Raw genomic sequence first — 21,018 nt, 5'->3', positions numbered from 1 at the left:
TTTCTCGCAACAGCTACCGGGGTAGGTCTGCGGCCGGTCGCGCGGTGCGTTACCGTCGGTGCACCCGAGGTGTGGAAGGTTGGGGATGGATTCGAAGTGGCCGGTTCGGGCCGGTATGGCGGTGGTGGCGCTAGGGCTGCTGGTCGGATGCGGTTCGGAGCCGGTCCCGGGCCGGCCGAGTACAGCGCCGCAGACCTCCGCCGTCAAGCAGACGACGCTCAGCCCCGAGCAGGAGCGCAATATCCGGATCCACAAGCAGCTGATGGAACTCGGCTGTGACACCAACAGCTGCATCCAGACCTATTTCGCCTGTATGGACGGGCAGCTCACCGGTGAGGTGTGCGAGTTCTACCGGCAGCATCCGCTGAACTGAACCCTGATCTTCTGGAACCGCTGCGGTGCAGGTGATTTCGGCTACCTTTGAGGTCAGCGGGTATCGGTTCGAGTGGGAGGGTGGCCGGAGTGGATCCGAGTATCGTTGCGGCGGCGGTTGCCGCTGCCTCGGCAGTGGGGGCGGGCGCGGCGGCAGGCTTGACCGAGACCGCACAGAAGGCCGTCGCCGACGCGTATCAGGCGTTGAAGACCGTGCTCTCCCGCAACCATGCCTCGGTCGATGTCGAGGTGGTCGAGGCACGGCCGCAACTCGAGTCCCGGCGGGCGGTCCTCGTCGAGGAACTCATCGCCGCGGGTGCGCAGAATGATCCGGAATACGTGACGGCGGCGCGGGAACTGGTGCGCGTGCTGCGGGCGGTTTCACCGGCCGCGGTCGAGGTCGTCGGGGTGAAGCTGGCGTGGTTCACCGCCGCCGAACTCGACATCAGCGGTGTCACAGCGACCGGTCCCGGGACGAGTGGGTTCATCGCCGAGCACGTCGAGGTCGGCGGAAAAGTCACGGTCACCGATATCGTCGCGGCGCAGGAGCCGCCCCACCCTCGGTAGGCGTGGACGACGGCGCACGGCCCCCGGCGTCGCCGTTCGCGCCTGCCCGCTACGAGCACACCTACGTCGGAGGCGATCTCGATCACCACGGTGGGTATCACGCTGAGGGCGATCAGTACTTCCAAGTGCAAGCACCGAAGCCGAAGGTCGTCGTGCGCAAGGGCGCCACGCTCATCTACGGCGCGCCGCCCGGCCGGAGCTCCGGCTACCGGGAGTTGTTCCACAATCTGATCCCGGCCTGCGGACTCCGCGGCCGGGATGGAGAACTCCAGCAGTTGACCGAATTCAGCACCGGGACCGAACGGTACATGTGCTGGAGCGGCGCGGCGGGGGTCGGCAAGACCGCGCTGCTGGCCGAGTTCGTCATCCATCCCCCGCGCGCCGTGGATGTCGTGGCCTATTTCGCCACCCTGGCCGAGCGCCCCGACGGCACCGAATTCCTTACCGTCCTAGCCGATCAACTCGCCGAATACGTGGGTAGGCCGGCGCGGCTCGACACCGCGAAGTCGATGCCCGCCCCCTGGGCACTGCAACTGCCCGAAGCGGCGCTGCACGCGAAGCAGCGCAAGCGGAACCTGGTGGTCGTCGTGGACGGTCTGGACCAGGCGCTGACCGCCCGGGAGATCGGCTCACTGCTACCGGAACCGAATCGGGTTCCGGAGAACGTGCGGTTCATCCTCACCTTCCGCACCCGGGACTTCGCCGCCGATCTGCTTCCCGCGATGCCGTGGCAGGTTCTCGGCCGATCCGCCGACCCCGAGGCGCAGCGGAACAGCGTGCGGGCGAATCTGACCGAGCGGTGGCAGCGACTCGTGCGCGAGCACCCGGTCTGGCAGCTGCTCGACCCGGCAGAATCCGCGCGGGGCGGCGAGCGCGCCGCCCAATTCACGGCGCACCTGGTGCGGACCGCGGTCGACCATGTGCTCAAACTCGGCGGTCACCGGGGCGGCGCGGACCCGTGGCTGGATTCGGAATTGCCCGAGCGGGTCAGCCGGATCAGTGGCGGGCTGACCGATCGCGTCTTCGCCGCCGGTACGAGCGAGCACCGGCCGACCTGGCTCGAGGCCGCGGTGGTGGCGACATTCCCGATTGTCCTGCAGGTCTTTCGGCTGCACGGGATCGCCGAATTCTCCTATCTCATCCAGGCACCTGCGGGCACCGACAACACTGTGCGCAGTCTCCATTTGTTCGCGGCCGAGAGCTACCCGCGCCTGTTTCGCCGCGCCTGGGAGGGCGCACCCGACCGCGCGGACGAGGCGGCGGCGATTCGATGGTGGATCCTGCATCAGTGGTTGAACCTGAATCTGTTCATCTACGAACCCGGCTATGTGGCCGTCGCCCTGCGGCTGGAATCCGGGACGGCCCAGCTGGGAATCGACCCCGCGGAATTCGCCGAGCAGATCGCCAAAGTCATTCGGCTGCACCGTGAAAGCGCCCAGAAGGTGCCGTGGTCGGTTCGAGAACAGCATCCGCAGCCGAACTGGTATCCGCTGGTCGACGGCGATGAGGAGCAGGTCCGGCTGCGCCTGCTGAGCATCGTCCTGGTAGTCGCGCATCGGCTGGCGCTGGATCCGGCCAAATTCCCGGAAACCGTCGCCGACCATTTGGGCATCCCCAATCCTGTTGGGCTGGAAGATATCCCGAAATGCGCGCGCGAAAGCGCATGGCGGTGGGAGCAGGATGTTCCGGCGCTCGCGGTGCGAGCCAGGCATCCGGCGCTGAGCCAAGCCCTCCGCGACCAGGCCGAGGAGCTGGCAATCCTGTTGCGGGGCTGCCGTGAATCCGCGGCCGGCAGCGGAAGTCCGCTGGCGCCGCTGCTGGTGCTCCCGCCGACCGTGTCGGTCCAGTTCTCCGACAAGGCACCGGATCCGGCGGCGGACAGCGATCTCAGCTACTTCAAGTTCCGGGTTTCCGACGATCGCGTCCGCGAGTTGCTGATGGGCACGCAGCTCTACGGCGACCCGGCCTTGGCCATCCGGGAGCTGTACCAGAACTCGCTCGACGCGTGCCGCTTCCGCGACCGGCGGTTGCGGTATCTCCGGGAACGCTCCCGAAAGCACGCGATTCCGCCGATCCAGGACGGCGAGAAGTATCGCGGCGAGATCGATTTCCGGCAGCAGCGCGACGACTCGGACGGCCGAATCTATCTGACCTGTCGCGACAACGGGGTCGGTATGGGCTACGACCAGCTCGTCAATTCCTTCGCCCAGGCCGGGCGCCGGTTCACCGATCTGCCCGGCTATTTCGAGGAAATGTACGAGTGGTCCAAGAGCGGGATCGACTTCTACCCGAACAGCAGATTCGGCATCGGCGTCCTGAGCTATTTCATGCTGGCCGACGAGATCACCCTGTACACGTGCCGAATGCATGCCGACGGCACGTTCGGATCCGGTCTGGAGGTGATCATCAGCGGGCCGGATTCGCTGGTCCAGATCCGGCGCATTCCCTACTATTCCGGCGGCCCCGGCACCACCGTCCGGCTGAAACTCCGGCGGGATCGCGAGGACGTGCGGTGCACCGATCTGCTGCGCCGCGTCCTGTGGGTTTCGGAGTTCGACGTCACCGCCGAAGACGGCAGCGAGTCCTGCCGATGGCAACCCGGCATACTCGCGGACACCGCATACCTGGGAGTCAAGGACGTCCTCGACCCGAAAGCCGAGCCGGAGGATGCCGTCGATCGCGTCCACGGATCGGATCGGGTGTGGTGGTGCCACGCCCGCGGCGCGATCCTCGCCGACGGATTGTGGACCGGCAGGCCGCTTTTCGGCGCGGTCGTCAATCTGACCGGCCGCGACGTTCCACCGCTGACCGTAGACCGGCGCTCGATGGAGATGCGTTCCGTCGACGAGCGCACCGTTCGCGCGCTACTCCAGGGCGCCGTGCCGACGCTGACCCGAAGCGGCCTGGGCGACAACAGCCTGGACTGGCTCTACCAGCTCGCGCGGAAGAACCCGGAGCTGGCCGATGAGATCGGCGTCCAGGTCCGCGATGCGGACGGCGAGGTCTACTGGCGGATCGCCGGGCGGGAGATACCCGTCTCCAGGATCGGCTGTTTTCCCGGGGACAGCTATCTTGCACATTTCTCGAACGTGCCCTCGGCCATACCCAAGGATGCACAGGGAAAAAAGGTACTGGGCCCGGGGACCACAGCGCTGGGCGATCGAGCACTGGCCTGGCGGTTCAGCTCGTGGATCGCCGCGGGCCTCATCGACGGTCTGTGCTGGACGGGCGATCGAGTAGCCGAACGCGCGGTACCCACCGACCGGCTGATCGTTCAATCGGTGCGAACCGGGAAGCCGGTTCGGGTCCACAAGGTCCTGAAGATCGCGCTGAAATCGCACTATCCGCCATCCTACGTCGTCGCCAGGCTCGCCCGGCTGGGTATCGATGTCGTGCCCGCGAACTATGAGGTCCTCGACGATTCCCCTCGGTCCGAGATGCGAAAGCTCCTGAGGGTTCTCAGTAAAGACCTGGATGTGGTTGCCCCCTGGCTGTCGATCAAACGCAAGGTCTCGACCCGCCATATCATCGCCGCAGCTTCGGGAACCGGCTGCAGCGCCGTGGAGCTGGTCCATCGATTGGACGCTCTCGGATTCCGGATCAAGAATCGCCGCTGGGCCGCCTTCGATGTGATCGCGCAGAAGTTCGGGTGGACGATGCTGTTCGAACTGGGCGATGTCGAACTCGCTCCGCTGCGGCCCAGCAAAGCCATTCGGCCAGGACAGATGATCTCGATCGCGCAGGCACACGCGGCACAGCTGAATACTTCTGATCCCCGGGAGCAGATACTCTCCGCCGCACAGTATTTGACGCAGGCCGGATACCAGATCGAGCAGGTGCCGTGGGAGCATGCCTGGTCGGCGGATCCGGTTGTGCTGAGCGCCGATCTCGATGCACAGGCGCCATGGCTGAGCCTTCGTCGAATCGTCCCGGCCGGCCACGTTCTGGCCGCCGCGGCGAAGATCGGTTCGACGCCCGAGGCTGTCGCCGGGCACCTCGGCGTGCTCGGGTTCGCGGTCGACCGGGTGCCGTGGGAGCGGACGTGCCCCGCCGACACCGCGCTCCTGGACTGCCGGTCCTATGACCGCAACGCGCGATGGCTCCAGCTCGACTCCGCCCCCGTGCCCGCCGGGCAGATCCTCGCCCTTGCAGACACCAACAATCGGCGTCCAGCGGATGTCGCGGCGCGCCTCACCATGCTGGGCTACGACATCGAGGAATCTCCCTGGTCCGATCCTCGGGTCACGAATCGGATCCTCAGCCTGGACTACGACCACAGTCCTCCGTGGCGCCGCCGAACACCGTCGGACGCGGACACTTTTGTCCCACATATGATCGCCATGATCGCACACGACATCAGTCGGAGCTGCGCGGAAACAACCGAGATACTGACCGGATTGGGCTATCGCGTTCGGGTGCCCCGGTCCGGCTGGCCGTCCTTGGACCAGGCGGACCACCAGACGCTGGATACGCTGGGCCAGTCGCACCCCTGGGGCGGGACGGATCTGGTGCGACTCGAAACGATCGCGATCTGCGCGCAGACACATGACCGGTCACCGCGTGATATCGCGAACAGCCTGCGCCGCATGGGGTTCCAGATCCCGGACCTGCGGTGGAAGAAACTCGGCCGACCGGCCGACGCTCGCAACCTGCACGACCTCATCGCAGCCGACTTGCATGCGGTCACCAAGCCGATCGCCCTGGCGGACATCGTATTCGCCGCGATGCGGCTGAACCAGCAGCCTCGCGAAATAGCCGATCTGCTGGAGCGCGCGGGTGTCCGATTCAGCCAGAGCCGCTGGCCGGAGTTGGCGGCCACCGATCGCGTACTGCTCCGGTATGAACTGAATCGATCCGGCAGTCCGATAGATGTGGGCGCGCTGACACCCGGCCATATTCGGGCCGCAGCGGTGACGACCCGGCAATCGACCGAAGCCGTCGCAGCGAGATTGGCCGCGCTCGGCTACGCCCCGGGCGCGTCGATTGCTTGGACCCGCGACTGGTCGCACGGTGATTTCGCCGAGGAGAGCATCGAATTCGACCGGACGATCATCTGGTCGCCGCTGCGAGATCTCTGGCTGAATCCGGACAAGCCGGTCCCGGCAACCCATCTGCTCGACGCCGCGCGTCACACCTCGAAATCGGTCGGCGAGGTAGCCCGGCGCCTGACAGCGCTCGGGTATCGGCTTCCGGAGGGAATCGCCCTGACCGACGACCGGCGGACAGGCAACTGACATTCCCGGCGCGGCAGGGAGCAGACCGCCACCTCGTCGCCCCGTTGCCCTCAGAACAGGGTGGGTTCGCCGAAGCCGGGGGTACGTTCGATCTCCAGCAGGCGCTGCTTGGTGACCAGCCCGCCGGGCGCCGAGAAGCCGTGCAGGGCATGATCGGCGGCGAGTACGCGGTGGCAGGGGATGATGAGCGGAATCGGATTGCGGCCCAGGGCCTGGCCGACCGCCTGGGCCGCGCCGGGCGCACCGATCCGGTCGGCGACCTGCCCATAGCTCAGGGTATGGCCGGGCCCGATGGCACGGGTGACGTCGTAGACGGCGCGGTGGAATTCCGGCAGGCCGGTGAGATCCACCGGGATCCAGCGCAGGTCGTCGAGCGTGCCGTCGAGGTGGGCGCGCACGCCCGCGACCGCCTCGGCGATGGCGCCGGTGGGCTCGGCCTCGGGGAGGGCGTCGGTGTCGGCGGCGCGGCGACGCGTGATGCGGGTGCGAGTGGCGGCCGGGCTCGACTCGGGTAGCTGGAATCGGATGACCCGGCCGCCGCCCCAGGCGATGGCGCAGACGCCGAGGGCGGTCTCGAACAGCGCTGCCGCCGCGGGCAGTCGAGTGGACATGGCTGTCAGTGTGCCCGGTGGGTCCGACAGCTGGTCTCCGACCAGACCAGTCACGAAAAACTGGCCTGGACGGTGCCGCAGCTCGGATTGATCGTCCGCAGCGGTCGCGCCCGATGCGGCTCGGCCGCCGCGGCGGTGTCGTCCTGGTGTCGGCTGTGCAGCGCGGCCAGGTCCGAATACTGGCGTTGCGCTTCGTAATCGGTGGTCGCGGTCGACTCGAAGAGTGGTCCGGGGCCTACGAAGCGCTCCAGCCGGAACAGCTCCTTACGCCGGGCCGGCGCGAAATGGTAGACCGCGTAGCTGAAGGCGAAGACGGTGAGGAAGGTCAGGAATGTGCTCATGCGAACCAGCGTGCGCCGAACTGGCCTTGCCAAGAAAGAGCCAATCCGTGAATACTGGACTGTATGGCTACGAGAGTGATCGGTGCGGGCAGTCTGGCCAGGGATCTGGGTAACTGGCGCAGTGTGGGTGACGACGACGAGGCGGGCGGCCGCCGCTCGGCGCGCCCGGCGTATCTGGCCCTGGCGGAGGGGATCCGCCTGCTCATCCACGACGGCCGCGCCCCGCTCGGCGTCGCCCTGCCCAGCGAGCGCGATCTGGCCACCACGCTCGGGGTCAGCCGCACCACCATCACCTCCACCTACGCGCTGCTGCGCGAGCACGGCTACCTGATCAGCCGGCAGGGTTCGCGCAGCACGGTGGCGCTGCCGCCCGCGGTGCCACACGACGGCACCAAACCGGTGCGCGGCATCATGGCACTGATGTCGAACGAGGTCGCCACCATCGACCTGACCTACGCCGCCATGTCCGCGCCGCCGGAGATGCAGGACGCGTATGCGACCGCGCTGCAAGGGATTCCGGCCTATCTCGGCACGCACGGCATGGATCCGATCGGCGTCATCGCGCTGCGCGAGGCGGTGGCCCGGCGCTACACCCAGCGCGGCCTGGCCACCGAACCGGATCAGATCCTGATCACGCTGGGCGCGCAGCACGGCCTGCGGCTGCTGCTGAATGTGCTCACCGCACCCGCGGCCCGGGTGCTGATCGATCACCCCACCTACCCCAACGCCATCGAGGCGATCCGCGATGTCGGCGCCCGTCCGGTGCCCGTGCCGCTGGTGCCCGAGGGGCCCGGGCGCGGCTGGGATCTGGACGGAATCCGCAGTGCCGCACGGCAAACCGCGGCCACCGTGGCCTACCTGGTGCCCGACTACAACAATCCCACCGGCCTGCTGCTCGATGACGCGGGCCGCGCGGAGCTGGCCGCTATCGCCCGCGATACCCGGATGACGGTCGTGGTCGACGAGTCGATGGCCGACCTCCAGCTGGATCCGCATGTCGCGCCGCTGCCGGTGGCGGCGTTCGCCAAGGGTTCGGAGATCGTCACCATCGGGTCGGCGTCGAAGTCGTTCTGGGGCGGCCTGCGGGTGGGCTGGATTCGCACCAATCCGGCGCTGATCACGAAGCTGCTCGGGATCCGTTCCACGGTCGACCTGGGCACCCCGGTGATGGACCAGCTGGCCACCATCCACCTGCTGGAGCACGAGGACAGCATTCTGGCCCGCCGCTGTGCTCAATTGCGTTCGCAGCGTTCGGCTTTGCTCGCGGCGCTGGCCGAGGATCTGCCGGATTGGCGGGTGGAGGCGGGCCCGGGCGGTATGTCGGTATGGGCGCAGCTACCCGCCCCGGTCTCTACCGCGCTGGCTGCTACCGCGCCGAATCACGGTGTGCTGCTCGCTGCGGGACCACGTTTCGGCGTGCAAGGTGCGTTCGAACGCTTCGTCCGCCTGCCGTTCTCGCACCCGGAGGCGGAGTTGCGAGTGGCGGTCAAGGCAATGGCCTCGGCTTACGAGGCGCTGACCCCCCGTGCGGCCGAGCCACTGCAACCTCTGACGGTTTTCTGAGATCTGAAGTGGTCTAAGCCAATTCGACGAATTCCCGCACGAATGCCATAGCAGGGAACTATCGCATCGGAAAACAGTTCCGGTAAGCCGGGCAGCGTGGTTCTTTGCAGGAGCTGCCGCGGCCGCCGGGGTTTCTTACCTCTTGGCTCGAATGAGTCGGGTTAGGTAACCCATAACGGGCGGGGTGTCATGTGCGTGGCACCCTGTCCTCCTCGCCCATCACTAATCCGCCCAGACGGATTCGATCGGGGTGGCCTCGTTGGGCGGGGGAGTGGGGACGGCCGCCGGGGTGCGAGAGAAGCGCGGCGCCGGGGCGTGCTGGACGACGCCGTCGATATCGACCAGACCGGTGCGGGCCACGATGTGCGCGTTCGCGGTGGCCTCGGTCAGGGTGAGCACCGGGGTGGTGCAGGCATCGGTGCCGTCGAAGATCGCGGCCCACTCGTCGCGGGTCTTGGTCTTGAACTTCTCGGTGAACAACTTCTTGAGCTGGTCCTGGCCGTTCGGGTCGATCTGCGCGGGCAGGCCCTCGGGATCGATCTCGAGACCCTTCAGCAATTCGGCGTAGAACTGCGGCTCGATCGCGCCGACCGCCATGTACTTGCCATCCGCGGTCTCGTAGGTGTCGTAGAACGCCATGCCGGTGTCGAGCAGGTTGGTGCCGCGCTCATCGGACCACAGACCCACGCCGCGCATGCCCCAGATCATGTGCGAGAGGGCCAGCGCGCCGTCGATCATGGCGGCATCGATGACCTGGCCCTTGCCGGAGCTCTGCCGCTCCACCAGTGCGGCCAGCACGCCGAACACCAGGAACATGGAACCGCCACCGAAATCGCCGACCATGTTCAGCGGTGGCACCGGGCGCTCGCCCTTGCGGCCGATCGCGTTCAGCACCCCGGTGAGCGAGATGTAGTTGATGTCGTGGCCGGCGCGGTCGGCCAGCGGGCCGTCCTGACCCCAGCCGGTCATCCGGCCGTAGACCAGGCGCGGGTTGCGCGCCAGCGCCGCGTCCGGGCCCAAGCCCATCCGCTCGGTGACGCCCGGCCGGAAGCCTTCGATCAGCACATCGGCCTTCTCGACCAGTCCGAGCACCTTCTCGATATCGGCCGGATCCTTCAGATTCGCCTCGACGATGGTGCGGCCGCGCCACTGCGGGCGCTCCATGAACCCGGGCAGCAGGTTGGGCCGCTGCACCCGCACCACATCGGCGCCGAGATCGGCGAGCAGTAGCGCGGCGTGCGGCCCCGGGCCGATACCGGCCAGCTCGACGACCTTGATGCCCGCGAGCGGACCCTGCTTGGCGGTGGATGGAGTGCTCACGCCCTACCTCAGTTCTTCCCGGGGTGCTGTATTGACACTACGACAATAACTCCCCGACCGGCTCCGCCAAACCCTCTGCTCGGCGCGCATTCTTGCTCGACGATGCTATTTTTGCTCGAGCAAGCAAAAGTGGGAGGAGATGCCGTGACCTATGCGTCGGCTCGGAAATCGCTGGCGGCGCGACCGCTACCCGAGTGGTACCGCCGGGCGAAGCTGGGCATCTTCGTGCACTGGGGGCTGTACTCGGTTCCCGCGTTCGCCGAACGCACCGACGCCGACTACTCGGCGTTCATGCGCGACCTGACCGCGGGCACGACCACGGCGGACCGCATCCCCTACGCCGAGTGGTACCTCAACTCGATGCGGGTACCGGGCTCGCCGACGGCGGCGCATCACGCCGCGAGCTACGGGGACCGGCCGTACGCCGATTTCCGCTCGGCGTTCGAGACGGGAGCCGACACCCTCGACTTCGCCGACTGGGCCCGGCTTTTCGCCGAGATCGGCGCGCGGTACGTCGTGATGGTGACTCGTCATCTGGACGGATATCCGTTGTGGCCCACCGAGATCGAGGGCAGCGCGTACCGCTCCCGGCGCGATCTGGTCGGCGACCTGACCCGGGCGGTACGCGAGCAGGGCCTGCGCATGGGGCTGTACTACTGCGGTGGAATGGACTGGACGCGCCGAGAACAGCCGCTGCGCACCATGACCGACATGATCCGGCACCAGGCGCTCGGGCCGGACTACGCGCGATACGCGGCCGCGCAGTGGCGGGAACTGATCGACACCTACCGGCCCTCGATCCTGTGGAACGATATGGGCTGGCCCGCCGAGGTCGACCCGCACGAGATCATGGCCCACTTCTACGACACGGTCGACGACGGTGTCGTCAACGATCGGTGGACGCAGCCGAAGCTGCCCCGCAACCGGCTCGCCCGGGCCGCGTACCTGTGGTTCATCGGCATCGTGCTGAAGGCGGTGGCGAAACGAGGTATTCCCGAGCCCGCCAAGGACTTCCACTACGACGTGGCGACCCACGAGTACGCGACGCCCGAGGTCGCGCCGACCGGCGCGTGGGAACTCACCCGCGGACTGGGACGGTCTTTCGGCTACAACGCCGAGGAAACGGAAGCGGATACGCTGACCGGCGCCGAGCTGATCCACCTGTTCGCGGACGTGGTCGCCAAGGGCGGCAATCTGCTGCTCAATGTGGGTCCCGATGGGGCGGGCCGGATTCCGGAACTCCAGGTGGCCCCGCTGCGCGCGCTCGGCGCCTGGCTGGCGCGGAATGGCGCGGCGATCTACGACACCACCACCTGGGAGCGGAACGCGACCACCACGACCGCGGGCGTACAGGTCCGGTTCACCCGCCGCGCCGACACGGTGTTCGCCATCGTGCTGGCGGACCAGCCGAGCGGCGACGTCACGGTGCGCGAGCTTCGGGTTCCGCCTTCGGCCACGGTCGATCTGGTCGGCGGCCCGAGCTTGCGCTGGGAGCAGCGCGACGGCGATCTCACGGTGCGGTTGCCGGGCGACGCAGCACCTCAGGCACATGCGTACGCCCTGGCCATCACCGGGCTGTAACCAGTCCCCGTGCTAATTTCCGCTTGTGCGAGCAAGAAAGCAAGGTGAGCCGACCGCGATCGAACGCGCCCGCCGCGCCCAGATCGTGCGGGCCGCGATCGACACCATCGCGGAATCGGGTTACACCCGCGCATCGTTCAGCGCCATCGCCACCGCCGCCGGACTGAGCAGCACCGGCCTGATCTCATACCACTTCGCCACCAAACAGAACCTGATGGCCGAGGTGCTGGCCACTATCCTGGCCGACTTCACCGAATTCGTCACCGCCCGCGCCACCCAGGGCACCCCCGCCACCCGCCTCGCCGCCTTCCTCGCCGCCAACTGCGATTTCATCGCCTCCCATCGCAACCACCTGATCGCCATGCTCGATCTGCAACACGCCGCCTCCGAATCACAAGCGCGGCAGGCGGACTCCGACCGGGCGAAACTCACGGAACTCCTCGCCGACGGTCAACGCCGCGGCGAATTCCGCCCCTTCACCCCCGACCTGATGGCCGGCTTCATCCTGTCCCTGCGCAACGGCGTCATTCGCCGCGCCGCCACCGACCCCGAATTCGACCTCGCCGCCTGCACCGCCGAACTACTCACCACCGTTCGATTGGCCACCACCGCCTGACCCGCGTCTCCGTACCACCGAAATGCATCGCGCCGACCGGTAAGCGAGAATCGCCGTAGGGCAACGAGAGCGGAGGGGTTGGCGTGAGTGTGTGGGGTGAGGTCCTGGTGGGCCTCGCGATTCTGATCGGGCTGGTAGGGATAATCGTGCCGATCCTGCCGGGCGTGATCCTCATCTTCGCGGCTATCGGGGTGTGGGCGTTTCTGACCGGTGGTGCGACGGCCTGGGTGATCTTCGGGATCGCGGCGGTATTCCTGGTGCTGTCCGGGGTTATCAAATACACCTGGCCGGGACGGAAGATGAAGGAGGCGGGGGTTTCCAATCGGGCGCTGTTCATCGGGGCCGTGCTGGGAATCGCCGGGTTCTTCGTCATCCCGGTGGTCGGCCTGTTCGTCGGGTTCGTGCTCGGGGTATATCTGTCCGAGCATCAGCGGCTCGGGCAGGGTGAACCGGCGTGGCAGTCGACCAAACACGCGCTCAAAGGCGTTGGGCTGTCGATGCTGATCGAATTGCTGGGCGCGCTGCTCGCGAGCGGAGTCTGGCTGGTGGGTGTGTTCGTGGCCTAAGGCTCGATGACCGGCAGCGGCAAGGTCGCGTCGGGGTCGAGGCGGGGGAGGTCCTCGCGGCGCAGCGGAAGGGTCGGCGGGTCCCCGCGGTGCAGCGGCGGGAGCGAGCGCATGCGCGGCGGGAGCCGGTAGAAGTCGCGGGCGTTGTCCTCCAGGACGGCGAACATGTCGGTACCGACCACATCGCAGATCAGATCGACGTCGGAGTCCTCGAAGGGGCGGCCCGCCCGGGTGCCGGGCAGGTCGGTGCCGAACATCAGCGCCTGCGGATTGACCGCGTGGATCCGGCGAATGGTGTCGGGGACGTGCATGGCCACGCGGCCGAAACCCGTTGCCTTGACCCGGGCTCCGCGATCCACCAGATCCAGCAGGTAGGGCAGGCTCTCGTCGGACATGCCGAGATGATCCACCGACAACGCGGGCAGTTTCGAGATCACCGGTTGCAGCGAGGCCAGCATCTGCCCGTCGATATAGACCTCGACATGCCAGCCGACCAGGTCATAGGCGCGCAGCGCCTGCAAGGTCATGCCGGTGATGTCGGCGGCGGCGCGCTTGAGATTGAAACGCAGAGCACGCACGCCGACTCGATCCAGTTCGACGATCTCCTCGTCGGAAGCGTCCAGGTTCAGCGTGGTCACCCCCACCCAGCCCGGGCCGAGCTCGGCCAGCGCCGCCTTCATCCAGGTCTGATCGGTGCCCTGGAACGACGCGCTGACCACGGCGCCACCACCGATATCGAAGCGCGCCATCCGCTTTCGATAATCGGCGATGGTGTACGGGTCGGGCAGGTAGCCCTCGTTCTCGATCAGCGGGAACCGCGGATCGATGATGTGGACATGGGCATCGAACACCTGTACAGAATGCCTCAGTTACAGAGATTTCGCTGCCGTGGAACCGCCGGCTCAGACCTTGTGCGGTTCGCTGGCGCGCAGCATGTCCTCGCGCTCGACGACCTTGACCCGCTCGCGGCCCTCCGGCTCACCCAGCGCGCGTTCGTGCGCGTCCAGGCGATACCAGCCCTGCCAGGTGGTGAACGGAATGCCCTTGCCCTCCAGGAACTCGGTGACCGCGTCCAGCTCCGGCTGCTCGGCCGGGGTGAAGTTCACGCTGTCGTCGAGCAGGCAGGCCACGGTCTCGTTGGCATCGCCCTTGGTGTGGCCGATCAGGCCGACCGGGCCGCGCTTGATCCAGCCGGTCACATAGGTGGCGGGCATGTACCGGGCGGCGCCGTCGGCGTTCTCGTCGGCCAGCACGCGACCGGCCTCGTTCGGCACGGTGCCCGCCTGGTCGTCGAAGGGCAGGTTGGTGATGTTCTGCGACAGGTAGCCCACGGCCCGGTAGATGGCCTGCACGTCCCACTCGCGGAACTCGCCGGAGCCCTTGACGTTGCCGGTGCCGTCGAGCTGGGTGCGCTCGGTGCGCAGGCCCACGACCTTGCCGTCCTCGCCGAGCACCTCGGCGGGCGACTCGAAGAAGTGCAGGAACAGCTTGTGCGGGCGGTTGCCCTGATCGCGGATCGCCCACTGCTCCAGCGTGTTGGCGACCATGTCGACCTGCTTGGAGTGCCGGCGCGCGGCCTCGGAGCCGGCGTCGTAGTCGATGTCCTCGGGGTCGACGATGACCTCGATGGTCGGCGAGTGGTCGAGCTCGCGCAGCTCGAGCGGCGTGAACTTGGCCTGCGCCGGGCCGCGCCGCCCGAAGACGTGCACCTCGAGCGCCTTGTTGGCCTTGAGGCCGTTGTAGACGTTCGGCGGGATCTCGGTCGGCAGCAGTTCGTCGCCGGTCTTGGCGAGCACGCGCGCCACATCCAGCGCAACGTTGCCGACGCCGAGCACCGCGACCTTCTCCGCGTGCAGCGGCCATTCGCGCGGCACATCCGGGTGGCCGTCGTACCAGGAGACGAAGTCGGCGGCGCCGTAGGAGCCGTCCAGGTCGATGCCCGGGATGTCGAGGGCGCGGTCGGCGTTGGCGCCGGTGGAGAAGATCACCGCGTCGTAGAAGCGGCGCAGATCATCGAGGGTGATGTCGGTGCCGTAATCGATATTGCCGAGCAGACGCACCTGCTCCTTGTCGAGCACCTTGTGCAGGGCGGTGATGATGCCCTTGATCCGCGGATGGTCCGGCGCGACGCCGTAGCGGATCAGACCGAACGGCGCGGGCATGCGCTCGTAGAGGTCGATACTCACCTCGGCGTCGGATTTCATCAACGCGTCGGCGGCGTAGATACCGGCCGGTCCTGCGCCCACGATCGCGATGCGGAGCGGGCGAGTGGCTGCACTCTGTTCGGTCATCTCTTACGCGCACCTTCGGTCGAAAAATAATGGCGTCCTATTTAGCCTAGGCTAAGTCGACGCAGCGCTGCGGTTGCCCCTGCCGATGCGGACACTGGTGCTGCTGGCTCGTAACTGCGCGGCTTCCAGGTCGCTGTCCGCACCCCGCAGCCACGGTGATGGCCGCGAGACTGCGGTCTCGCGATTCTATCGGTGTCGCGCGCGGTGGACTGCACGGGTGCCGCCGACCAGGCATAAGGGATCATGGGCGGATGACCGAGCAGCAGCCCAAGCCCGAGGACGAGCCGATCGCCGTCGATCAGACCGACCAGCGGTCCATGACGCCGTTCATCGCCGCCGCCATCCTCGCCGCGATCGTGCTGATCGCGGTGTTCGCCGGCGGTCTGCTGTCGCCCGCTGAGAAAAATGTCACAGAAGCCGACCGCATCTCCGCGGCGGTCAGCAACTACGTGGGCGGCCGCGCGCAGAGCGACGACGTACCCGCCCCCGGCACCGCGTGCGCCGGATTCGACGAGGCGAAGTCGCCGCTGGCCGCGCAATTCGGCGCCGGCGGCCGAAAGTCGGTGGAGATCGCCAGGATCGAGGGCCAGAGCGTCAACGGGGACCGGGCCAAGGCCACCGTCACCACCAAGGCCGACGGCAAGGAGACCACCGAGACCTGGAATCTGGTCCGCGCCGACGGCAACTGGCTGGTCTGCGGCTGAAACGAATCAGGTGTTTGACAGCCCGGCACCTGCCCAGGCAATCTCAGTCCAGGTCATGAGCACCAGCGCCAAGCCCCGGCTCGCTGGTCGGCAACCCTCCTCCGCGGTGGGGTGCTCCGGGTGACGACCTGGCACGCATCCGAACCCCGATGCGGCAAGTGCGGATTCACAGGAGGATCGCAATGAGTTACGCCGGTGACATCACCCCGCAGCAGGCGTGGGACCTGTTGCGCGAGCACCCCGAAGCCGTCCTGGTCGACGTGCGCACCGAAGCCGAATGGCGTTTCGTCGGCGTACCCGACACCACCGCGATCGAGCGCCCCACCGTGCTCATCGAATGGGTGGACGGCACCGGCACGCGCAACCAGGCCTTCGCCGACCAGCTGGGCAAGGCACTGGACGGCCGCGCGCCGGAAGCCCCCGTGGTGTTCCTGTGTCGCTCCGGCCAGCGCTCCGCGCATGCCGCGACCGTGGCCACCCAGCTCGGCATCGCGCCGGCCTACAACGTGGACGAGGGCTTCGAAGGCCCGCTCGACGCGGACGGCCACCGCGGCGGCTCCGGCTGGCGCGCCCGCGGCCTGCCGTGGAAGCAGTCGTGAGCCCGAGTTCGGCGAAGGAGCAGCAGTCATGATCACAGGTGGTGCGTTCGACAAGCCGCTGCCCGAAGGTGTCGGCCCGGCGACGCTCGGTGTCCGAGGCGGCCTGCGGCGCAGCGGTTTCGAGGAGACCTCGGAGGCGCTGTTCCTGAACTCCGGCTTCGTCTACGAGAGCGCCGAGGCGGCCGAGCAGTCGTTCACCGGTGAGATCGAGCATTTCGTCTATTCGCGATACGGGAACCCCACGGTGGCCATGTTCGAGGAGCGGATGCGGCTGCTCGACGGCGCCGAAGCCTGCTTCGCGACGGCCAGCGGCATGTCGGCGGTGTTCACCGCACTGGGCGCGCTGCTCGGTGCCGGTGACCGGCTGGTGGCGGCGCGCAGCCTGTTCGGCTCCTGCTTCGTGGTGTGCAACGAGATCCTGCCGCGCTGGGGCGTGGAGACGGTCTTCGTCGACGGCGACGATCTGGACCAGTGGGAGCAGGCGCTGTCGGTGCCGACCCAGGCGGTGTTCTTCGAGACCCCGGCCAACCCGATGCAGACCCTGGTCGACGTGCGCCGGGTGTCCGAGCTCGCGCACGCGGCGGGCGCGAAAGTGGTGCTGGACAACGTGTTCGCCACCCCGCTGCTGCAACGCGGCTTCGAGCTGGGCGCCGACGTGCTGGTCTACTCGGGCACCAAGCACATCGACGGACAGGGCCGGGTCCTCGGCGGCGCCATCCTGGGCGCGCAGGACTACATCGACGGACCGGTGAAGAACCTGATGCGCCACACCGGTCCGGCGCTGAGCCCGTTCAACGCGTGGACCCTGCTCAAGGGCTTGGAGACGATGCCGCTGCGCGTGCGGCAATCCGCCGATTCGGCGCTGCGGGTGGCGAAGTTCTTGGAGGACAACGACTCCGTGAACTGGGTCCGCTACCCGTACCTGGAATCGCATCCGCAGTTCGAGCTGGCCAAGAGCCAGATGAGCGCGGGCGGCACGGTGGTCACCTTCGAGCTGAACGCAGCCGACGGCGAGGCGAAGAAGCGCGCCTTCGAGGTGCTGAACCGCCTACGCATCATCGACATCTCCAACAACCTGGGCGATGCGAAGACCCTGATCACGCACCCGGCCACCACCACCCACCGGGCGATGGGCCCCGAGGGCCGCGCCACGATCGGCCTCACCGACGGCGTTGTCCGCATCTCTATCGGCCTGGAGGACATCGAGGACCTGCTCGGCGACCTGGACCACGCCCTGCGCTGAACCGGCTAATCCTGCGGCAGCCGCCGCAGGATTTCGTCGAACCCAGCGTCCATCTTGGTTTCGAGGTTGTCGACCTTGGTTTCCAGGTTTTCGACCTTTATCGCCAGGTTGGTGACGGTCTCCTGTACCTGGCCGAGCTTGGTGTCCAGGTCGGCCAGCTTTTCTCCGATCACCGTCAGGGTCGCGGAGTCGCGTGCGCCTCCGATGTCCATGCGTACCTCCAGCTTGGCTACCCGGTTTTCGAGATCGGCCATGTCGAGATCCTCCCCTGATCGTACAAGCGTGGTCAGTTGCGTTCTGCCCAAATGCTTGTCGGTCCTGGAAAAGGAAACACCCCCCGATTCATCGAATGTGGATAAGTCGGGGGGTGTGGACAACTGCTGGTCAGATGACCTAGCCCAATGCGCGCAGGCGGGGTGCCAGGTCGCGCTGGAACAGGTCCAGGAAGCGGCGCTGATCGTGGCCGGGGGCGTGGAAGACCAGGTGGTTCAGGCCCGCGTCCAGGTAGGGCTTGATCTGGTCGACGGCCTGATCCGGATCGCTGGCGACGATCCAGCGCTTGGCGATCTGCTCGATCGGCAGCGCGTCGGCGGCGGCCTCCATCTCGATCGGGTCGGTGATCGAGTGCTTCTGCTCCGGCGTCAGCGACAGCGGAGCCCAGAAGCGCGTATTCTCCAGCGCCAGTTCGGGATCCGTGTCGTAGGAGATCTTGATCTCGATCATCCGGTCGATGTCGGCGAGGGTGCGGCCGGCCTTGGCCGCACCCTCGGCGACCGCTGGCATGAGCTTGTCGGTGTAGAGCTCCATGCCCTTGCCGGAGGTGCAGATGAAACCGTCGCCCGCGCGACCCGCGTACCGGGCCACCAGCGGACCGCCCGCTGCGATGTAGATCGGGATGCCGCCCTTGGGCACGTCGTAGATGGAGGCGCCGACCGCCTTGTAGTACTGGCCGTCGAAGTCGGTGCGCTCACCGGTCCACAGCGCGCGCATCAGCTCGACCGACTCGCGCAGGCGTGCGAAACGCTCCTTGAATTCCGGCCATTCGCCGGTGTAGCCGGTGGCGATCTCGTTGAGCGCCTCGCCGGTCCCCACTCCGAGCATGATCCGCTCGGGGTACAGGCAGCCCATGGTGGCGAAGGCCTGCGCGATCACCGCCGGGTTGTAGCGGAAGGTCGGGGTGAGCACCGAGGTGCCGAGCTGGATGCGCTTGGTGCGCTCGCCGACCGCCGCCATCCAGGCCAGCGAGAACGGGGCGTGCCCGCCCTTGTGCCGCCACGGCTGGAAGTGGTCGCTGACGGTCGCGCTGTCGAGCCCGTGCTCCTCGGCGAGCACCGCGATTTCCACCAGTTCACGCGGACCGAACTGTTCGGCCGACGCCTTGTATCCGAGCTTCAGATCACCCATCCATCCGACCATAGTCAGGCTGGTCGGTTCGTGTGCGAAGGGTCTCATCGAGACACGGCGGCGCGAGTTAGCGGATAATTGGCCGTGTGACTCCAGACAACGAGCCGATCCTGTCCTATCTGACCGATATGGACGGCGTGCTGGTGCACGAGGATCAGCTGATTCCCGGCGCCGACGAGTTCCTGGCCGAGCTGCGCGCCAACAACACGCCGTTCCTGGTGCTCACCAACAATTCGATTCGTACCCCGCGCGATCTGCAGGCCCGGCTGCGCCACACCGGCCTGGATATCCCGGAGGAGGCGATCTGGACCTCGGCCCTGGCCACCGCCACCTTCCTGGACGACCAGCGCCCGCACGGCACCGCCTACGTGGTCGGCGAATCCGGCTTGACCACCGCGCTGCACGAGATCGGCTACGTGCTGACCGACAGCGATCCCGACTACGTGGTGCTCGGTGAGACCCGCACCTATTCCTTCGAGGCGATCACCACCGCGATTCGCCTGGTGGAGAAGGGCGCTCGATTCATCGCCACCAACCCGGACGCCACCGGTCCGTCCCGGGACGGGCTGCTGCCCGCGACGGGGTCGGTGGCCGCGCTGATCACCCGCGCGACCGGGCGGGAGCCGTACTACGTCGGCAAGCCGAATCCGCTGATGATGCGGTCGGCGCTGCGCCGGATCGGTGCGCATTCGCAGTCGACGGTGATGATCGGCGACCGGATGGACACCGACGTGATCTCCGGCCTGGAGGCCGGGCTGCGCACCATCCTGGTCACCAGCGGCATCTCCACCCGGGAGTCGGTGGAGCAGTACCCGTATCGGCCCACGACGGTGGTGGAGTCGGTGGCCGATCTGGTCGGGCGCACCGGTAAGCCGTTCGACTAGGTGTCGAACTCGTCGAGGACGGCAGCGAGGCGGGTGAGCGCCGCGACGATGTGCTCGAATTCCGCGTGACCCAAACGCTCGATCAAGCGGTCCGCGTATACCTGGTGCCGGGGGTTGATCTTCTCGATGGCGGCCCGCCCCGCCGGGGTGATGTCGACGAGTTTCGCGCGCTTGTGCGCCGGGTTCGGGCGGTATTCGGCAAGTCCCCTGTCCACCAGCAGATCCGCGATGCGCTGCACGCTCTGCCGGGTGATGCCCATCGCCCGCGCGATGCCCGAGACCGGCAGCGGTTCGCGCAGCACCGCGCCCAGCACCTGCCACCAGGCCGCGGTCAACCCGGCGGGTGCGGCCAATTCTTCTGCGATGGCGAGGAATCGGCCGTTGAGCCGGAACGACGTGATCGCCGCGGTGCTGAAGAGTTCCTGCTCCGGTGTCATGCCTGCGATCTTGCCTGCTGGTAGGCGTCGAGTTCGAAATAGGCCGCGGGCTCGCTGTGCGCGTAGAGCCGGTACCAGGCATCGAGGATGTGCGGTTCGTAGACGCCGAGCACGCTGAGTACCTCGCGCGCGAATTCGAACGGCGCGGTGCCGGAGGCGGTGACCACGCCGCCGTCGGTCACGGCGGGTTGCCCCACGTAGCGGTCGGCACCGGAATAGCCGCTGTAGAGCAGGAATTCGGCGACATTGCTGGTGTGCGCGCGGTCGTCGAGCAGACCTTCGCGGGCGAGTCCGAAGGTGGCGCCACAGATGGCCGCGACCGGTACTCCGGCCGCGACGAATTCCCGGGCTTTGCGTGCGAACGGCACCAGGTCCTCGCCCATCCAGCTGTCGGCGCCCGGCAGGATGAGCATCGCGCTCTCCTCGGGCGTGAGCTCGGCCAGCGTCAGATCCGGCACGATCCGCATTCCGCCCTTGGTGCGGATCGGTTCGGTGCCGAGCCCGACCGTGCGCACCTCGAAGCTGCCGGGCGCGACCTGCCACTCGGGGTTGTTGATGTGCGCGGTCGCGGCTCCGACCTCCCAGTCGGCGAGGGTGTCGTAGACGGCGGCGTGAACAATCTTCGTGGACATGACAGTATTCTGTCATGTTTGACAGCAAGCTGTCAATGGTGGCGGGCCGGGAA

The 21,018-nt window shown here is 67.4% G+C and carries 20 protein-coding genes and 1 riboswitch; of the genes, 11 read left to right on the top strand and 9 right to left on the bottom strand.

The genetic code is table 11. The annotated features are described in order from the left end of the window. The first annotated feature begins 85 nt into the window (after window positions 1-85). The 3 genes from ACFVMC_RS24895 to ACFVMC_RS24885 all read left to right on the top strand — a co-directional run bounded on the left by ACFVMC_RS24895 (window position 86) and on the right by ACFVMC_RS24885 (window position 6,173). On the top strand, window positions 86-373 hold the full coding sequence (locus ACFVMC_RS24895) for a hypothetical protein (protein WP_379213973.1): 288 nt from the start codon (window positions 86-88) through the stop codon (window positions 371-373). An 89-nt stretch (window positions 374-462) separates the two neighbouring features. Further along, window positions 463-939 (top strand): hypothetical protein, encoded by a 477-nt coding sequence (locus ACFVMC_RS24890; RefSeq protein WP_379213971.1) that lies wholly within the window; start codon window positions 463-465, stop codon window positions 937-939. A gap of 2 nt (window positions 940-941) precedes the next feature. Beyond that, window positions 942-6,173, top strand: a complete 5,232-nt coding sequence (locus ACFVMC_RS24885) for a hypothetical protein (protein ID WP_379213969.1) — start codon at window positions 942-944, stop codon at window positions 6,171-6,173. A gap of 50 nt (window positions 6,174-6,223) precedes the next feature. Here ACFVMC_RS24885 and ACFVMC_RS24880 read toward each other — a convergent pair whose 3' ends face one another. Further along, window positions 6,224-6,784, bottom strand: a complete 561-nt coding sequence (locus ACFVMC_RS24880; RefSeq protein WP_379213968.1) for a methylated-DNA--[protein]-cysteine S-methyltransferase — start codon at window positions 6,782-6,784, stop codon at window positions 6,224-6,226. Window positions 6,785-6,834: 50 nt separating this feature from the next. After that, the gene (locus tag ACFVMC_RS24875) at window positions 6,835-7,125 is read right to left on the bottom strand and encodes a hypothetical protein (RefSeq protein WP_379213966.1); all 291 of its coding nucleotides are present in this window, start codon (window positions 7,123-7,125) and stop codon (window positions 6,835-6,837) included. Window positions 7,126-7,188: 63 nt separating this feature from the next. On the opposite strand from ACFVMC_RS24875, the gene ACFVMC_RS24870 reads away from it, so the two are divergent. Next, the gene (locus ACFVMC_RS24870) at window positions 7,189-8,688 is read left to right on the top strand and encodes a PLP-dependent aminotransferase family protein (RefSeq protein WP_379213964.1); all 1,500 of its coding nucleotides are present in this window, start codon (window positions 7,189-7,191) and stop codon (window positions 8,686-8,688) included. Between the two features lie 222 nt (window positions 8,689-8,910). Here ACFVMC_RS24870 and ACFVMC_RS24865 read toward each other — a convergent pair whose 3' ends face one another. Next, window positions 8,911-10,008: a CaiB/BaiF CoA transferase family protein gene (locus ACFVMC_RS24865; protein ID WP_379213963.1), complete on the bottom strand. Its 1,098-nt coding sequence runs from the start codon at window positions 10,006-10,008 to the stop codon at window positions 8,911-8,913. Between the two features lie 144 nt (window positions 10,009-10,152). On the opposite strand from ACFVMC_RS24865, the gene ACFVMC_RS24860 reads away from it, so the two are divergent. The 3 genes from ACFVMC_RS24860 (at window position 10,153) to ACFVMC_RS24850 (ending at window position 12,771) form a co-directional block, all read left to right on the top strand. Further along, on the top strand, window positions 10,153-11,589 hold the full coding sequence (locus tag ACFVMC_RS24860) for an alpha-L-fucosidase (RefSeq protein ID WP_379213961.1): 1,437 nt from the start codon (window positions 10,153-10,155) through the stop codon (window positions 11,587-11,589). A 25-nt stretch (window positions 11,590-11,614) separates the two neighbouring features. Next, window positions 11,615-12,205, top strand: a complete 591-nt coding sequence (locus tag ACFVMC_RS24855) for a TetR/AcrR family transcriptional regulator (RefSeq protein WP_379213959.1) — start codon at window positions 11,615-11,617, stop codon at window positions 12,203-12,205. Between the two features lie 83 nt (window positions 12,206-12,288). Further along, window positions 12,289-12,771, top strand: a complete 483-nt coding sequence (locus ACFVMC_RS24850) for a DUF456 domain-containing protein (RefSeq protein WP_379213957.1) — start codon at window positions 12,289-12,291, stop codon at window positions 12,769-12,771. Here ACFVMC_RS24850 and ACFVMC_RS24845 read toward each other — a convergent pair. Next, window positions 12,768-13,622: an amidohydrolase family protein gene (locus ACFVMC_RS24845; RefSeq protein WP_379213956.1), complete on the bottom strand. Its 855-nt coding sequence runs from the start codon at window positions 13,620-13,622 to the stop codon at window positions 12,768-12,770. The two genes, ACFVMC_RS24850 and ACFVMC_RS24845, sit on opposite strands and share 4 nt — an antisense overlap. A gap of 51 nt (window positions 13,623-13,673) precedes the next feature. Next, window positions 13,674-15,062 (bottom strand): FAD-dependent oxidoreductase, encoded by a 1,389-nt coding sequence (locus ACFVMC_RS24840; RefSeq protein WP_379213954.1) that lies wholly within the window; start codon window positions 15,060-15,062, stop codon window positions 13,674-13,676. Between the two features lie 251 nt (window positions 15,063-15,313). Here ACFVMC_RS24840 and ACFVMC_RS24835 point away from each other — a divergent pair, with 251 nt between their 5' ends. From ACFVMC_RS24835 to ACFVMC_RS24825, 3 genes are all read left to right on the top strand, one after another. Next, window positions 15,314-15,766: a hypothetical protein gene (locus tag ACFVMC_RS24835; RefSeq protein WP_379213952.1), complete on the top strand. Its 453-nt coding sequence runs from the start codon at window positions 15,314-15,316 to the stop codon at window positions 15,764-15,766. A 51-nt stretch (window positions 15,767-15,817) separates the two neighbouring features. Then, a riboswitch (SAM riboswitch) is annotated at window positions 15,818-15,933 on the top strand. 15 nt (window positions 15,934-15,948) lie between these two features. Then, window positions 15,949-16,365, top strand: coding sequence for a rhodanese-like domain-containing protein (locus ACFVMC_RS24830; RefSeq protein ID WP_379213951.1), 417 nt, complete (start codon window positions 15,949-15,951; stop codon window positions 16,363-16,365). A 28-nt stretch (window positions 16,366-16,393) separates the two neighbouring features. Next, window positions 16,394-17,608: an O-succinylhomoserine sulfhydrylase gene (locus ACFVMC_RS24825; RefSeq protein ID WP_379213949.1), complete on the top strand. Its 1,215-nt coding sequence runs from the start codon at window positions 16,394-16,396 to the stop codon at window positions 17,606-17,608. 5 nt (window positions 17,609-17,613) lie between these two features. Here ACFVMC_RS24825 and ACFVMC_RS24820 read toward each other — a convergent pair whose 3' ends face one another. Both ACFVMC_RS24820 and fgd read right to left on the bottom strand, forming a co-directional pair. Then, window positions 17,614-17,862, bottom strand: coding sequence for a hypothetical protein (locus tag ACFVMC_RS24820; RefSeq protein ID WP_379213947.1), 249 nt, complete (start codon window positions 17,860-17,862; stop codon window positions 17,614-17,616). Between the two features lie 139 nt (window positions 17,863-18,001). Further along, window positions 18,002-19,012, bottom strand: coding sequence for a glucose-6-phosphate dehydrogenase (coenzyme-F420) (gene fgd / locus ACFVMC_RS24815; protein ID WP_379213945.1), 1,011 nt, complete (start codon window positions 19,010-19,012; stop codon window positions 18,002-18,004). Window positions 19,013-19,140: 128 nt separating this feature from the next. On the opposite strand from fgd, the gene ACFVMC_RS24810 reads away from it, so the two are divergent. Continuing rightward, window positions 19,141-19,896 (top strand): HAD-IIA family hydrolase, encoded by a 756-nt coding sequence (locus ACFVMC_RS24810; protein WP_379214094.1) that lies wholly within the window; start codon window positions 19,141-19,143, stop codon window positions 19,894-19,896. Here the strand turns inward: ACFVMC_RS24810 and ACFVMC_RS24805 are convergent. Together ACFVMC_RS24805 and ACFVMC_RS24800 are read right to left on the bottom strand one after the other, a co-directional pair. Continuing rightward, window positions 19,893-20,333, bottom strand: coding sequence for a MarR family winged helix-turn-helix transcriptional regulator (locus ACFVMC_RS24805; protein ID WP_379213943.1), 441 nt, complete (start codon window positions 20,331-20,333; stop codon window positions 19,893-19,895). The genes ACFVMC_RS24810 and ACFVMC_RS24805 overlap by 4 nt on opposite strands. Continuing rightward, window positions 20,330-20,965 carry a type 1 glutamine amidotransferase family protein gene (locus tag ACFVMC_RS24800; protein ID WP_379213941.1) on the bottom strand — a complete coding sequence of 212 codons (636 nt, stop codon included), beginning with the start codon at window positions 20,963-20,965 and terminating at the stop codon, window positions 20,330-20,332. Before ACFVMC_RS24800 ends, ACFVMC_RS24805 begins: the two co-directional genes overlap by 4 nt. Between the last annotated feature and the right edge of the window lie 53 nt (window positions 20,966-21,018).

Origin of the sequence: Nocardia sp. NPDC127579 (genome assembly GCF_042672005.1) — a bacterium.
Taxonomy (GTDB): Bacteria; Actinomycetota; Actinomycetes; order Mycobacteriales; family Mycobacteriaceae; genus Nocardia.
The sequence above is the reverse complement of the archived record's forward strand: the minus strand, read 5'-3'. Positions and strand labels throughout refer to the sequence as shown.